The organism is Hymenobacter mucosus, assembly GCF_900188255.1.
Classification (GTDB): domain Bacteria; phylum Bacteroidota; class Bacteroidia; order Cytophagales; family Hymenobacteraceae; genus Hymenobacter; species Hymenobacter mucosus.
In genome coordinates, this window is sequence record NZ_FZNS01000001.1 from 471595 (window position 1) to 486707 (window position 15113).

13 protein-coding genes are annotated in these 15113 nt (G+C 56.3%); 3 read left to right on the plus strand and 10 right to left on the minus strand.

From position 1 onward, the window contains the following. Positions 1-28 precede the first annotated feature (28 nt). From CHB83_RS02040 to CHB83_RS23745, 3 genes are all read right to left on the minus strand, one after another. A complete protein-coding gene (locus CHB83_RS02040) occupies positions 29-2158 on the minus strand; it encodes a S9 family peptidase (protein WP_394340136.1) in 2130 nt (709 codons plus the stop codon). 211 nt (positions 2159-2369) lie between these two features. After that, positions 2370-5003 (minus strand): valine--tRNA ligase, encoded by a 2634-nt coding sequence (locus tag CHB83_RS02045; RefSeq protein ID WP_089331492.1) that lies wholly within the window; start codon positions 5001-5003, stop codon positions 2370-2372. A gap of 193 nt (positions 5004-5196) precedes the next feature. Then, a complete protein-coding gene (locus CHB83_RS23745; protein WP_179225432.1) occupies positions 5197-5364 on the minus strand; it encodes a hypothetical protein in 168 nt (55 codons plus the stop codon). Between CHB83_RS23745 and CHB83_RS02050 the strand changes: the two genes are divergently transcribed. Together CHB83_RS02050 and CHB83_RS02055 are read left to right on the plus strand one after the other, a co-directional pair. Next, positions 5336-6196, plus strand: coding sequence for a carbon-nitrogen hydrolase family protein (locus tag CHB83_RS02050; RefSeq protein ID WP_179225433.1), 861 nt, complete (start codon positions 5336-5338; stop codon positions 6194-6196). The two genes, CHB83_RS23745 and CHB83_RS02050, sit on opposite strands and share 29 nt — an antisense overlap. A gap of 5 nt (positions 6197-6201) precedes the next feature. Continuing rightward, entirely contained in the window at positions 6202-7425 is a 1224-nt protein-coding gene (locus tag CHB83_RS02055; RefSeq protein WP_089331494.1) for an N-acetyl sugar amidotransferase, read from the plus strand. Positions 7426-7550: 125 nt separating this feature from the next. Here the strand turns inward: CHB83_RS02055 and CHB83_RS02060 are convergent, their stop codons facing one another. Both CHB83_RS02060 and CHB83_RS02065 read right to left on the minus strand, forming a co-directional pair. Further along, the gene (locus CHB83_RS02060) at positions 7551-7862 is read right to left on the minus strand and encodes a hypothetical protein (RefSeq protein WP_045687521.1); all 312 of its coding nucleotides are present in this window, start codon (positions 7860-7862) and stop codon (positions 7551-7553) included. 113 nt (positions 7863-7975) lie between these two features. After that, positions 7976-8989 carry an acyl-CoA reductase gene (locus CHB83_RS02065; RefSeq protein WP_089331495.1) on the minus strand — a complete coding sequence of 338 codons (1014 nt, stop codon included), beginning with the start codon at positions 8987-8989 and terminating at the stop codon, positions 7976-7978. 144 nt (positions 8990-9133) lie between these two features. Here CHB83_RS02065 and CHB83_RS02070 point away from each other — a divergent pair, with 144 nt between their 5' ends. Then, positions 9134-9484 (plus strand): 4Fe-4S dicluster domain-containing protein, encoded by a 351-nt coding sequence (locus CHB83_RS02070; protein WP_045687523.1) that lies wholly within the window; start codon positions 9134-9136, stop codon positions 9482-9484. Positions 9485-9582: 98 nt separating this feature from the next. Here CHB83_RS02070 and CHB83_RS02075 read toward each other — a convergent pair whose 3' ends face one another. The 5 genes from CHB83_RS02075 to CHB83_RS02095 all read right to left on the minus strand — a co-directional run bounded on the left by CHB83_RS02075 (position 9583) and on the right by CHB83_RS02095 (position 15040). Continuing rightward, the gene (locus CHB83_RS02075; RefSeq protein ID WP_089331496.1) at positions 9583-10455 is read right to left on the minus strand and encodes a nucleoside phosphorylase; all 873 of its coding nucleotides are present in this window, start codon (positions 10453-10455) and stop codon (positions 9583-9585) included. 200 nt (positions 10456-10655) lie between these two features. Beyond that, complete coding sequence (trhO, locus tag CHB83_RS02080; RefSeq protein ID WP_045687525.1) at positions 10656-11609, minus strand: oxygen-dependent tRNA uridine(34) hydroxylase TrhO; 954 nt, start codon at positions 11607-11609, stop codon at positions 10656-10658. Positions 11610-11692: 83 nt separating this feature from the next. Then, entirely contained in the window at positions 11693-12325 is a 633-nt protein-coding gene (locus tag CHB83_RS02085) for a NeuD/PglB/VioB family sugar acetyltransferase (protein ID WP_045687526.1), read from the minus strand. 148 nt (positions 12326-12473) lie between these two features. After that, a complete protein-coding gene (locus CHB83_RS02090) occupies positions 12474-13742 on the minus strand; it encodes a hypothetical protein (protein WP_143436966.1) in 1269 nt (422 codons plus the stop codon). Further along, entirely contained in the window at positions 13733-15040 is a 1308-nt protein-coding gene (locus tag CHB83_RS02095) for a DUF2851 family protein (protein ID WP_179225434.1), read from the minus strand. Before CHB83_RS02095 ends, CHB83_RS02090 begins: the two co-directional genes overlap by 10 nt. Positions 15041-15113 lie beyond the last annotated feature (73 nt).

The following is a 15113-nucleotide window of genomic DNA, read 5'->3' on the forward strand; positions in this document are numbered from 1 at the left end:
GCGGCAGGAAAATGCCCCCCGCGTGGGCCTAGGCCTTCATACCCAGCAACAGCAGCATGAAAGCAAACTGCCGGGCTGTGTCCTGAATGGACTTGAAGCGGCCCGAGGCCCCTCCGTGGCCCGCCTCCATATCGGTGTGCAGCAGCAGCAGATTGTTGTCGGTCTTTACGGTCCGCAGTTTGGCTACCCACTTAGCCGGCTCGAAGTACTGCACTTGCGAGTCGTGCAGGCCGGTAGTAACGAGCATATTGGGGTAGGCCTGAGCCCTTACCTGATCATAGGGCGAATACGACAGCATGTAGTCGTAGTACTCCTTCTGGCTGGGGTTGCCCCACTCATCGTACTCGCCGGTGGTCAGGGGAATGCTTTCGTCGAGCATGGTGGTTACCACATCTACAAACGGCACGGCGGCTACTACCCCCTTGTAGTACTCAGGATGCATATTCACAATAGCACCCATTAGCAACCCGCCTGCCGAGCCGCCCATGGCAAACAGCTTCTGAGCCGAGGTATACTGCTGGTCAATCAGGAATTTGGAGCAGTCGGTAAAGTCGGTGAAGGTGTTTTTCTTCTTGAGCTTCTTGCCGTCTTCGTACCACTGCCGCCCCATTTCCTGCCCACCCCGGATGTGGCAAATGACGTAGGCAAAGCCCCGATTGAGTAAGCTCAAACGACCGGCACTAAAGGTGGCATCCATGGAGAGGCCATAGGAGCCGTAGGCATACTGGAGTAGGGGTGCACTGCCGTCCTTCTTAAAGCCCTTCTTGTACACAATGGACATGGGAATTTTGGTCCCGTCGGTGGCTGGCGCGTACACCCGCTCCGTCACGTAGTCCTCCTTATTGAAGCCGCCCAGCACCGCTTGCTCCTTCAAGAGCTTTTTGGTGTGGCTGTTCATGTCATAGTCGTACGTGGAGTTGGGCGTCGTGAGCGAGGAGTAGCCGTAGCGCAGAATGGGGGTATCAAACTCGGGATTGATGCTGATGGCGGCAGTGTATGTAGGCTCACCAAAGTTGAGGTAGTGTTCCTGCTTATCCTTCCAGCGAATCACACGCAGCTGTAGTAGCCCCTCCTTTCGCTCCCCCAGCACCAAGTACTCCTTGAATAGCTCCATGTTTTCCAAAAACACGTCCTTACGGTGCGGAATCACCTCCTGCCATGCCGATTTGGCGGTGTTCGTCACCGGCGTTTTCAGCAAATGAAAGTTGGGGGCGCCGGCATTGGAAAGCACATAGAACTGGTCGCCGAAGTGCTCAATTTCGTAGAGGTGGTCTGCCTCACGGGGCAAAAACACCTTGGGCTCTTGCGTGGGCTTGGCAGCCTCCAAAAAGCGCATCTCCGACGACATTGTACTGCCCATTTGCAGGAAGATGTACTTGCGCGACTTGGAGCGGCCCACCCCTGTGTAAAAGGTATTATCCTTCTCTTCGTACACCAGCACATCCTGCTTGGGGTCGGTGCCCAGGGTATGGCGGTATACCTGGCAGGGCAGCAAGGTTTTCACGTCTTTCTTGGTGTAGAAGACGGTCTGGTTATCGGTTGCCCACACAGCGTTTCCGCTGGTGTTGGTAATTTTTTCGGGGTAAAGCTTACCGGTCTTCAGGTCGCGGAAGCGTAGCGTGTACAGGCGGCGGCTTACCGTGTCGGTCGAATACGCCAGCACGTGGTTGTTGTCGCTGACCTCAAAACCGCCAATTTGGAAGTACGCCTTGCCCTTACCCATTTCGTTGGCGTCGAGCAGCACTTCCTCCGGGGCGCTCAGGCTGTCCTTCTTACGGCAATAAATGGGGTACTCCCCTCCCGCTTCGTAGCGGGTGTAGTAGTAGTAGCCATTTTCGCGGTAGGGCACCGACTCATCCTGCTCTTTAATGCGGCCTTTGATTTCCTTAAATAACGCTTCCTGCAACCCTTTCACCGGAGCCATCTGCTGATCTACGTAGGCATTCTCAGCGTTGAGGTAGCTAATCACCTCAGGATTTTCGGGCTCGTTGAGCCAGTAGTAGTTGTCGGTGCGGGTACCGAATGGCGAAGTAAGTTGCTTGGGCTTAATAGCCGCTACGGGAGGCTTGCTCATGGTGCGTGACGCTGGAGATTGGGCGACGACCGCGCTGCTTAGCAGCACGCCCACGCCCGTCAGCAAAGTGTATAAGTGGTTCATAGAGCAGGTAGTCAAGGTGATTGTCTGCTCTAAAGAAAAGGAATATCATGTAACACGCACAGCCGTATGGGGCCGCCAATACCATCAAGGTGAGGCACTTCGGCGGGCGGCAATGCGTACGACAGGGTTGCCTGGTTACTAGCGTACCAACAAAAAGGCCGCCACGCTAGCGCGGCGGCCTTTTTGGCAGATTATAGGTTGGCTCGGCAGCTTATAAGGCAGCTAAGCTCTGTTCCAGGGCCGTAATCTTCGACTCGGCATCGGCAAGCTTTTGGCGCTCACGCTCCACGAGGTCGGGCTTGGCGTTCTGCACGAATTTCTCGTTGCTCAACTTCTTCAGCACCGAGTCGCGGAAGCCTTGGGCGTACTCCAGCTCCTTACTCAGGCGTTCCTTTTCAGCGCCCAAGTCAATCTGACCTTCCAAAGGCACGAAGAACTCCGCACCACCCGACACGAATCCAATGGCGGCCGCTGGCGCAGCATCTACCGCACTGATTTCGGTGAGCGAAGCCAGTTTCCGGATAATGCCATCGTAGTCTTGGAGCAGCGCCGCGTCGTCCGTTTTGGCGGCCAGCGTCAGAGGCTTGTTAGGGCCCAGGCCTTTTTGGTTGCGGATGTTGCGTACCCCGGCTACAATGTCGAGGGCCTTTTCCATGCGGGCAATCAGATCCGGAGCTCCGGCTATGATTTGCTTCTTGGGCCAGGCGGCTACGCACACGTAGTCCTTGGGGCTGCGCTCAGCCAGTTCATGCCAAATTTCTTCGGTGATGAAGGGCATGAAGGGGTGTAGCAGCTTCAGCAGCGTTTCCAGGAAGCCCGTGGTGTGGCGCAGGGTTTCCGGGTCGATAGGTGCCTGGTAGGCTGGTTTGATCATTTCCAGATACACTGAGCAGAAATCGTCCCACACCAACTTGTACACCGTCATCAGGGCGTCACTCATCCGAAACTTATCGAAGTGCTCGTCCAGCTCTGCCAGCGTTGTGTGCAGTTTAGCGGAGAACCACTCCACGGCCTTCTCGTTCACAAAGGGTAGTTCGGCATTCACCTCCCATCCTTTGATGAGACGGAAGGCATTCCAGAGCTTGTTAGTGAAGTTGCGGCCCTGCTCTACTAGCTTGATATCGAAGAGCAAGTCGTTGCCCGCCGGGGATGAGAACAGCATGCCAGTACGCACGCCGTCGGCACCGTATTGCGCAATCAGGTCCAGCGGATCGGGCGAGTTGCCGAGCTGCTTGCTCATCTTCCTACCCTGGTCGTCGCGCACGATGCCGGTGAGGTACACATTGCGGAAGGGCACTTCCTTGCGGTACTCCAACCCAGCCATAATCATGCGGGCCACCCAGAAAAACAGGATTTCGGGAGCCGTTACGAGGTCATCGGTTGGGTAGAAATAGTTAACATCTGCGTTGTCGGGGTCCTTAAACCCGTCGAACACTGAAATCGGCCACAGCCACGACGAAAACCACGTATCCAGCACGTCTTCGTCTTGGCGCAAATCGGTGGCTTGGAGGTTGTAGTCGCCGCTTTGCTCGCGGGCCAGTTTCAGGGCCTCCTCCACGTTGAGGGCTACTACAAACGTGCCGTCGGGCAGGTAGTAGGCCGGAATGCGCTGCCCCCACCACAGCTGCCGCGAAATGCACCAGTCGCGTACGTTCTCCATCCACACCCGGTACATGTTCTTGAATTTGGGCGGGTGCAGCTTAATCTCGTCGTTTTCTACTACGGCCAATGCTGGCTTAGCCAAGTGCTCCATTTTCAGGAACCATTGCAGGCTCAGGCGTGGCTCAATAACAGCGCCCGTACGCTCTGAGGTTTGCAGCACGCTGGCGTACTCCTCAATCTTGGCCAGCAAACCGGCTTCCTCCAAGTCCTTCACAATGTTACGGCGTGCCGCAAATCGATCCTGGCCCACGTACAGCTGCGCTTTTTCATTGAGCGTGCCATCGTTATTAAGGATGTCGATAACGGGCAGGTTGTGCTTGAGGCCTAGCTCGTAGTCATTCAGGTCGTGGGCGGGTGTAACCTTGAGCGCACCCGTACCAAAGTCGATGCTCACGTACTCATCCAGAATTACTGGAATGTCGCGGCCCAGTAGCGGAATGCGTACGCGGGCTCCGTTGTGCAGGTGGGTGTAGCGCGGGTCGTTGGGGTTCACGGCCACGGCCACGTCGGCCATGATGGTTTCGGGGCGCGAGGTGGCTACCGTCAGGAACTGGCCCTCCTGCCCTACTACCTCATAAGTGAGGTGGTACATTTTGGCCATGGTATCCTTCGGGATTACCTCCTCGTCGGACAGTGCCGTGCCACCCTTGGGGTCCCAGTTTACCATGCGGATGCCCCGATAGATTAGCCCTTTCTGGTACAGGTCCACGAATACGCGCAGCACGGCTTCCGTGAGTTCCGGCTCCATAGTGAAGCGCGTCCGGTCCCAGTCGCAGGAAGCACCTAGCTTCTTAAGCTGCTCTAGAATAATGCCGCCGTACTTTTCCTTCCACTCCCAGGCGTGCTCCAGAAACTGCTCGCGCGTCAGGTCCTTTTTCTCAATACCTTTCTCTTTGAGCAGTGCCACTACCTTGGCTTCGGTGGCAATGGACGCGTGGTCGGTACCAGGTACCCAGCAGGCTTCTTTGCCCTGCATGCGGGCTCGGCGCACCAGTACGTCCTGAATCGTATTGTTGAGCATGTGGCCCATGTGCAGCACTCCCGTTACGTTAGGCGGCGGAATTACTACCGAGTAAGGCTGCTTGCGGGGGTTGGCTTTGGCTTTGAAAAAGCCTTGCTCCTGCCAGCGCTGGTACCATTTGGCTTCAACGTCGGCGGGGGTATAGGTTTTGGCGATGGACATCGTCGGAGAAAAGTCAGTTCAGAATACTAGCAAAAGTAGGAATTTCGGGGCGGGGCGGGAAATGGACCGTAAAACACAACCGTTTCCCGCCCCAATAGGCCTCTGGCGTGGGTCAGTGCTACCGCCACCACGGGTGGCCTCGAATGCCATTTACTACTACATTTGAGGGAATGGGGTCTTGTGCTCCTTGCTTCTACTTGCGTACCAGCACGCGCTGCACTTTTATTTCGTCAGCTTCCATGGCCGCCTTCTTTTCCTTGCGCAAGCCGTTCAAGCCTGCCCCACCCCCTCCTAGCCCGGCACCAGCCGCGGCGGCGCATACCCCTAGCCCCGTGCCCATCCCCACTGAAACGTGGCGCATTGGCATGGGGCAGCTTCTAGTAGAAGGCGGCGAGCCAGAGCGCAACCTAGAGCGGGCCGCCCGAATGATAGAGGAAGCAGCCCAGCAACGCTGCGACATAGTGCTACTACCCGAAACCTTGGATTTCGCCTGGACCCATCCTAGCGCCCTTACTGATGCGCAGCCCATTCCGGGGCCCTACTCGGCCGTGTTGTGTCAGGAGGCCCAGCGCCACGGCGTATATCTGTGCGCAGGCCTGACGGAGCGCGCCCCCGACGGCCGCATTTACAACGCCGCCTTGCTTATCAATCCGCAGGGGGAAATCATCTGTAAGTATCACAAAATAAACCTACTGATGGTGGAGCAGCCTTTTTACGCAGTAGGACAGACCCTCAACGTCGTGGACACGCCCCTGGGTAAGATCGGCGTAAACATCTGCGCCGATAATTTTCTGGATGGCCTTTCCATCGGGCATACCTTGGCGCGCATGGGGGCCGAGATTATCCTGTCGCCCTCGTCGTGGACAGTAGATTATTCTATTACGGAGGAAGACGACCCCTACCGAGAAAAGTGGGTTACGCCTTACTCCATCTTGGCCCAGCTCTACAACATAGCTGTGGTCGGCACTACCTCCGTGGGCTACATTGTGGGCGGCCCATACGAAGGCAAAAAAAGTGTAGGTTGCTCGCTGGCCGTAGACGCCAGCGGTATTCGGGCGCAGGGCACCTTCAATGAGTTTGCCGGAGAACTCGTTGTAGCAGAAGTACCCCGGCCCATTCGGGCGGAGAAAGGCACCGCCATTGGCGAGATGCTGCGCCGCAAAGGCTTTACTTTTGACACTCTCCCAAGCTAACCTACATGGTTTCATCTTCTTCGGCTGCCACCCCGGCCCCTGCACCCACATCCTCATCTACTACCCATACCGGTACCTACCGCCAGTGCACTCGCTGCATTATGGATACCACCGTGCCCGGTATTCGATTTGATGGCCGGGGGGAGTGCAACTTCTGTCAGTTGCACGACAAGCTAGACCGCGCTTTTCCGCTGGGCGAAGTGGGCCACCGCCACGTAGCCGCCATGGCTGAGGATATGAAGCGGCTGGGCAAAGGCAAGAAGTACGACTGTGTGCTGGGGGTAAGCGGGGGGCGAGATTCATCGTTCACGCTTTGGTATTGCGTGGTAAAGCTCGGCCTGCGGCCCTTAGCAGTGCATTTTAACGACGGATTTGGCAACCCCGTAGCGGGCGAGAACATGGTGAAGGCCTGCCGGAAGTTGGGCGTAGAAATGCGTACCATCACCTCCGACTGGCGCGAATCGAAAGACCTGAAGATTGCTTTTCTGAAGGCATCTACCCCCGACATGGAGGAAGGCACCGACCTGGGAATTGCTACCGCCCTGTACGGGGTAGCAGCCAAGGAAGGTATTCAGCGCATTGTTATTGGGCAGTCGTTCCGCACGGAGGGCATTGCGCCTCTAAGCTGGAACTACCTTGATGGAAAATATCTAAAAGCGGTGCACCGGCAGTTTGGCACGGTACCGCTGCGCCCCTGGAAGCCCGACGACCCCGGCTTTCACCTGGACCTGAAGGAAATGTTTTACTATACGTTCGTGCGACGCATCAAAACCGTAACGCTGCTCTACCACATCGACTACGTGCGGGCCGATGTGGATGAGCTGCTAGTGCGAGAATTGCAGTGGGTGAATCCCGGGGCACACTACTTCGACGATTTGTACCAAAGCGTTATTTACTACCTCAATCGCACCAAGTTTGGCATCGACCGGCGCTTGTTTAACTACTCGGCGCTAGTACGTTCAGGCCAGATGCCCCGCGCAGTTGCTTTGGAGAAAGTCAGCCACATCAACGCCATCGAAGATGAGAAGGTCATCAACTTATGCATCAAACGGCTGGGTCTCACGCGTAAGGAGTTTGAGCAGATTGTGGCTACCCCACCCAAAACGTTTCGCGCCTACCCAAATAATTACGAGTTGATTCGCTTGCTACGCTGGCCGATCAAATTTCTCAGCCAATTCCGCCTCATCCCGGAGTCGGCCTACGACAAGTATTTTAACTGCGGTACTTAGCCCGTGCTTGTGGCGTCGCGTTCCGCGGCCTGAGAACCGCGCTACCCGCGCATAGAAACGGCCTTCCCAAGAGAAGGCCGTTTCATTTGTAATAGGGCTAAACCAGAAGAGTAGCTACGCTACACCTAGTAAAAGTCGAAGCTTACCACAGCCCGCAGAGGTAGCGAAATACCGGATTTCAGGGTCAGATATTCTTCGTGGGTGGCCCACACAGTGGTGTATACACGTTTGGTACTGCCGTCTTCGGTTTGAAAGTAGATGTCGAGCTTACCATGATAGGCATTGCCTAAGGTGGTAGCGCGCTCGGCATCATGGCGTCGGCGTTTTATGGCCGCCGGATCCGTCAGTACATCCTCTTGGGAAAACCGCAGGGTCGGAATAACATCTTTATCGACGGTTTCTATTTGGGCATCAGTGGTTTTTAATTCGGGTATCATGGCAGGAACGGATAAAATGGACAGGAACAGCCCATGTAACGTTAGAAATGTGCCGCGCCACGTATGAAGAATACATGAGGCACACCGGCCGTTGATGAGCACTCCAACTCTATTTACGCCAGTTCTGCTAAAAAGGCCATCGTATCTACCCCATCGGCATAGTCCATCACGCCGGGTTCCTGGGCTTGGCCGAAGGCAACGCTACCGGCATACTGCCCTCCGGCCGAAACCAAACACTGAGTTTGCGCCGCCACATCCGTCAGCTGATCTACCAAATCTACCTCACTGGCATAGGTACCATAGTGCAGTACCGATATGGGCGAGACAAGCTGGGCGCCTTCCGTGAGCAACAGAAAACCAGAATCGAGGTGTGGCACGCGGTTTACCAGCAGAATGCTTTTGTTGTAGTCGTAGTTGTTCTGGTAGCGGTTGTGCTCCAGCACGTGGTGCCAGGGCTGCAACGAGTCAAGCAACGGCGTGAAATCGTAGTTTTCGGGCACGTAGAGCTTGCTCACGTTGCGGCAGCCTAGGCCGTAATACCGGAAGATGTCGGCCCCCAGCAACCCCAAGTCGTGGTTAGACTCGCGGCCGGTCAGGATGGCAATGCTGGTACGGTTGCGCCGAATGATGTGGGGCTTCTTGCCGAAGTAGTACTCGAAGTAGCGAGCCGTGTTGTCGGAGCCGGTAGCAATAAAAGCATCCGCAGCATTCAGGCGCTCCACAAACTGTAGTTGATCGGCAAAGCGGGGCTCCAGGCGCAGCAGTTCGTCGGCCACCCAGCGCATGAGGAATGTATCGTCCTTGCTAAGCTTGGCAAGCAGGACATGGCCCGAAAGCAGCACGCACAGCATGTCGTGGAAGCCCACCAGAGGAATATTGCCGGCCATCACAACGCCTACCTGGCGCGGGGTGGCGGGCTCGGCGGGGTAGCGGGCCGCCCACTGGCGCAGGGTAGCTTCGGAGAGCAAGCGCGCAATGCCCCGCACGGCAGCCGTTACGTTGGGTGTATCAAACCACGGATTTTGGTTGCGGGCGCGGGAAGCTAGAGAAGTTAGTTCGTCGTCAGAGAGATGATGCAGGCGCTGGCCAAGCGCCACGAAGGCGGCCAGGCGGTCAGAATGTAGCATAGAGCGGAAAAAACAAAAATCGGTGGGGCAAAAGTACTGAACTGTGTACGGCTAATTTCTACTTTTGCCTGCCCGTACCTGCTTGCAGCTACGTATACAGGGCTACGACTCTCATCTACTCACTCCCAAACCGAGGAATAGGCTATGGCCATCATGATAACCGACGAGTGCATCAACTGTGGTGCCTGCGAACCGGAATGCCCCAACACCGCCATTTACGAGGGCGGAGCCCAATGGCGCTGGGCCGATGGCACCAAACTGAAAGAAGTGCAGATGGACGGCGGCCAGACGGTTTCTGGCGTGGCGCCCCAAACCCCCATCTCCGACGAGTACTACTACATCGTTTCAGATAAGTGCACCGAGTGCGTGGGCTTCCACGAAGAACCACAGTGCGCGGCAGTATGCCCTGTAGACTGCTGCGTAGACGACCCCGACTACCGCGAAGCCCAGCAAGACCTTCTCAAGAAGAAAGAGTGGTTGCACCAAGAGGCCTAGTCCACGTATCTACAGCATACGCTATTGCCTTACGTAACAAAAAAAGCCTTCCCAACTATGGGAAGGCTTTTTTATGGTCTTGGCGCTGGTAGCAAGGACTACAAACGGGAAAGCGTCGTGGCAATTAAGTCGTTGATGATGGCCTCCGAATTGGTGGCGAACTCACCCGTGGCCCGGTTGGCCACAATAGCGTTGAGCGACACCACATCATGACCCAGCATTCGGCCTAGAGCGTAGTAACCAGCCGTTTCCATTTCAAAGTTGGTGAGGCGGAACTCGCCTTCGGCGCTGTGGTGGCGGAACTGCTGAAACTTCTCGATGAGGTCGGGCATGCGCAGATCGAGGCGCAGCACGCGGCCTTGCGGACCGTAGAAGCCGGGGCAAGTGAGCGTATTGCCAACTACCATTCCGGCGCCTAGTTGCTCACGCAGCAGGTCGGAACCACGCACGCAGTACGGGCGGTACTCAAGCTGCAAGCTTTCCTGCACGCCGCGCGCTACGTCTACTTCGAGGCCCGTTTCGACCAGGGGGTAAAACTGCATAAGGGAATCGAGGCCCACTGCGTGCTCCGAAACCAGCAGGGAGCCCACCGGAATATCTGGCTGCAAGGAGCCACTAGTGCCCACGCGGATGATGCGCAGGGAAATGCGCTCTTCCAGGGGCCGAGCCTCGCGCGTAAACAAGTCCACGTTTACCAGGGCGTCCAGCTCATTAAGCAGAATGTCGATGTTGTCGGTGCCCATGCCTGAGCTGATAACCGTCACCCGCTTGCCGTGGTAGTACCCCACGTGGGTCACAAATTCCCGCTTGTGAATCTTGGTCTCAATGGAGTCGAAGTGCTGGCTCACCGTAGCCACGCGCTCCGGGTCGCCCACGGTGATAATCGTATCGGAAATATGGTCAGGAATCAGGTTCAGGTGGTAGATGCTGCCGTCTTTGTTAAGAATCAGCTCCGATTCGGGAATAGCCATGCGCAGGGAATGTTGGAGGAAAAGGAAGGTGCAATGGTACGCGAAAAACGACAGTTTGGGTACAGACCTAAAAACAACTGTCATCCAGAGCGCAAGTCCAGAGCCAGTAGAGAACTGAACACGTCACCGTTAGGTCACCTGTTCTGCCCTGTGCTGGTACTACGCTTGTGCTCCGGATGACAGAAAAAAGATTATCTGGCTTACCGAACGGGCGCCCGGTAGGAAAGCAGTCCCTGCTCGGGGTTGTAGTTGTTGCTGTGTTTAGGGTAGGTACCTGTGCCGTCGTACGGGCGTTTGTCGGGATGCTGCTGGCAGGCCTCCGAACAAGCGCCTTCTAGCTGCTGCCCGCAGGCCTCACACAGCGGTACGTGGGCGTTGCAATGCGGGTTAGCGCAGTTCACCATGCGGTCAGAAGGCGTATGGCAATGGTGGCAGTGGCTGATGACGGTTGGGTTGACGCTGTTCACATCCACGGCCACGCGCCCATCGAACACGTAGCACTTGCCCTCGAAGTCCTCACCACCAGCCTCCAAGCCATATTTGATGATACCGCCGTGGAGCTGGTACACGTTTTCGAAGCCTTGCTCCAACAGAAACGCGCTGGCCTTTTCGCATTTGATGCCACCCGTGCAGTACGTCAGGACCTTCTTGCCCTTGTACTGTTCCAGCTCGTTTACCTTCTCGGGAAACTCGCGGAAGTTCTCAATATCCAGGGTTACGGCATTTTTAAAGCGGCCCAAGTGGTGCTCATAGTCAGAGCGAACATCGAGCACTACGACGTCGTCTTGGTCCTTCAAATCCCGAAACTCCTCGGGCGAGAGGTGAATTCCTGTACGCTCATAGGGCTTAATGTGCGGGAGGCCCACATTTACAATTTCGGGCTTCACGCGCACATGCAGCTTCTGAAAGGTGTGGGCCGATGCCTCTTCTATTTTAAACTCCAGAGCGGCAAAACGCGGGTCAGCCTTCACCAGCCGCATGTACTCTTCACAATCAGCCCGGCGGCCCGACACAGTGCCATTTAGTCCTTCCGAAGCCACAATGATGCGGCCCAGCAGATGCAGGCGCAAACACAGCCGGTGGTGCTCTTCCCGGAACTCTTCGGGGTTAGCAAGGGGCGTGTAGCAGTAATACAGCAGAACGAGGTAGTCCATGGTGTTATCAGAAGCGAGAAGTAAACGGCAAAAAGGCTGAGCGGGCGGCCCCTACTTCTAGCCGTACTTCTTGGGTCTACGATTTATACTTTTTGAGCGGGGTTACCGAACACGGTTTGGTTGGCAGGCACATCGGCTACTACCACCGATCCAGCTCCTACGCGCGCCTTGGCTCCAATCTTAACGCCAGCTACTACTACCGCGCCGGCTCCAATGAAGGCTTGCTCGCCTACTACTACGCCGGCATTCAGAATAGCACCAGCACCTAGTTGGGAGTAGTCGCCCAGCTCTGCTTTTACGTCTATCACAGCGTTGGCCCCCACGATGCAGCCATCACCGAGCTTGGCGTTGCCGGCCACCACGGCATTGGGCCCAATGAGGTTACCATGGCCCAGCCACGCGTGCTCCGATACGCTGGCGCGCTGGTGAATAGCATTCACCGGTGCTACCTCATATTCATCGCGCAACATGCTGGTGAGGCTTTTGCGGCTGGCAGTATCATCGGTAGCCACAAACACTTCGCACTTCTTACCAAGTAGCTTCAGTAGCTCTTTATCGTCGGTGTTACCCATCACGGGCACATCGTTCAACTCGGTGTTTTGCAGCTTCGTGTCGTCGTCGAGGAGGCAGTATACGACCACGTCGTTGCTCTGAAAAGCATCTAGGGCAGTAGTGCCAACGGTCTGTGCACCGAGAATGATTACGGGATTTTCCATACAAGCGAAAAACGGCCGCGTAGCGCGGCCGATAGGTTATTTCAACAGCAAAGATACAGCTTCTCGCCCGGACCACCTGCGGCAGATGATCATGTAGGCAATGGAAGCCAGGGTCCTAGTGCTAACAGTTGGGTTGCAGTAGATGTTCCTACCCCCTTAGGCGCTTTACTACTCCGCAGAAATACTCATTTTGCGTGATGAGCAGCAACAGAAAGGGAAGAAACGCTACCCGGTAGCGGCTCAGGGTACCCAAGTTGGGGGTTGATAGCCCGAGTAAAATGGCCAGCAGCAGACAGTACAGCAGAAGGGCCAGCATCACGCCAAATGGTAGCTTACCACTCCGCCGCTGGACTACCGCCCAAGCCGCTAGTAGCAATAGCACCGCCAGCAGCGCGTTTTCCATACCGGCTATTAAGTACAGCAAGCTGGTTCCCTCCCAAGGCCAGGGGCGCGTGGTAGCATTAAAAATGGCCGCCGGAGCATTGCGCAATATGCTCTCTGTAGTGGGCGCCAAGGTAGGGTACTCCAGATGTGGTCGATTGCGCGATATAGCTAACAGGTCGGTGTAGTTGCGCTGGAGCTGGCTGGTAAACTTATTGAGCCGGAAGGCCGGGCTAATTTCACTGGCGGCCCAAGCTCCAGCGCTCAGCAGCCCTACCATTAGCAGCAGTTGCGGCACCCGGCGGCGCGTACCAGTGAGACGCTGGAGGACTCGTATCAATCCTAAGCCCGCCAAAACGCCTAGTAGCACGGCGGCAAAAAAGAACCGCATCTTGAAATGCAGCCACCCCAGCAGTATCACGAGGGCCACTTTCTGCCACTGCCGCCCCGAGAGCAATGGGTAGTATAGCTGCAACACGTAGGCCAGCAAAGCCGCACCACTGCCCACCAGCAGGCTTTCCTTGGTCAGCCCAGACGTCCAATACACTACCGTTGGCCACAGCAAAAAGCCGATAACTACGCCGCCTGGTCGGGCGGCGGGCCACAAGCGACCAATCGTGCACGCCAGTGTCCAAGCGCCCCAAAAGCTAAACAACGACAGGTATAGGGCATTGAGCCACACCACACCTCCCGATACTACGTTCAGCATCGAAAGGACTTTCATCATGAACAGGGTGTTAGAAAAACCATGATAGATGAGGTGCCAACTACCAAAGTGAAATTCTTCCTGTCCTAGCATTTGCAGCCACGCTGTAGGCTGCTGCCAAAACTGCACCGTCATGCGCCGCGCCCACATCGTGAAGAGGTAGGAGTCTTCACTCATGAAGCGCACCGACAGCCCCGTGGTGGCTAGCTTCAGCAGTAAGGTAGGAAGCACCCAACCGCCTATACGGGGCTTCTGGTGCTGCCGCCGCAACCACACAAGCAGCCCTCCTAGCAAGGCAGCATTAAGGAGGAGTGCCAGTATTATTCGCACCGGGCGGCGGGCTTGGTTTGCAGCAGGCGGCTACCAATGGCGCAGTGCAAACACCGGCGTGGCGTGCAGTAGCCTTTATGCAGCGCCAGCAGCCCCTGCGAATCAGCAGCGGTGCGGTGGATGAAGCCTAACGTATCGTAGAGGTCGGTCACGTGGTTGTATTCGGCGGGTAGCTGATCTAGCAAAGCTACGGCAGCTTCCACCAATTCTGGGTTTCCTACGTGCTGGTAGTACGCCACTCGCAAGGGTACAACCACATTGGTGATGAGCACATGTAGGCTAGTTCGGCCTAAAGCGGGCACCTTCCCGGCCTTACCAGGCCGGTAGTGAGTTTGCCAGTAAGCCGAAATAGGTGCGGCAAAAAACTGTAGCAGAGCTGCTACATCGGTAGCAGTTAGCAGGGCGTCAAAGAGAGCAGGCCGCGCGTGCAGCAAGCCAGCTAATTGCGCGAGGCGCACCGTGGGGAAATTAGCAGGGCGCAACCGCAAGAAATTCCACTCGTGCGCAGCCAGAGCCGTGCCGGCTAGGTTGTACTTGTGGCGCAAAAACGCATACTCCTGGCTTAAGTCCCTGATATACAGGTCGTGCGCTATATCCTCGCCAGCACCTAAGAAGCCCGCTTGCCCAAATAATAGAGCTTCCAGTTGGCGGGGGTCGTGGCGGTGACGGCGCAGCACAGCTAGCGGCAGGGCTTTGGCAAGCCGGGCTAGTGGCTCCGTGTTTTTTTGAAACCCAAAGGCCGCTGCTACGACATGCCACGCCGTAGCTTCCCAATCTTGACCCAGTTGCTGATGCAAGCCTGTAATGACAGCCGCCTTATTTTCCATCCGTTCCAGTAGCGCCCGCCCAGTCATCATGGTACGCGTGAGGCTGGGCACTTGGCTGAGCAAGGACGCACACGGGAGCAACTCGGCAGCCGTGGGGGTAGTAAGCCGCTCGTAGGCGTGGAGCAAAGCCGGTGACAGGCGTGGGGCAAGCTCTAACGCCGGTACTACCGAGCCGTTAGTGCGCTGCACTTCCTGATCGGCTGTGTGCACTACGTGTAGCACTACTTGGTCGTATTTGGGGTCCTGCTGATGGTAGTGGCGGTACCAGTCAGATGCGCGCAGGTGTATCTCCACGGCCCCGTTCCACTCTACCTCACCTAGCTGTAGGCGGGCACCCAAGAAATCAGGCCCGGCATCGGGGTTGCGCATGCCAGGCCGCAGCACCGTAATGGGCTGTCCTTCCTGCGTGCATAGGTTAGCTTTTTCGAAATACTGATGCTGCCAAACGTAGTGTAGAAAATCTTCTTTCACGGGTATATAGTGCTAGTAAGTAGTCTTAAGCACGGAAGATAGTTTACTCCTCCATACAGATCAATATGGCTAC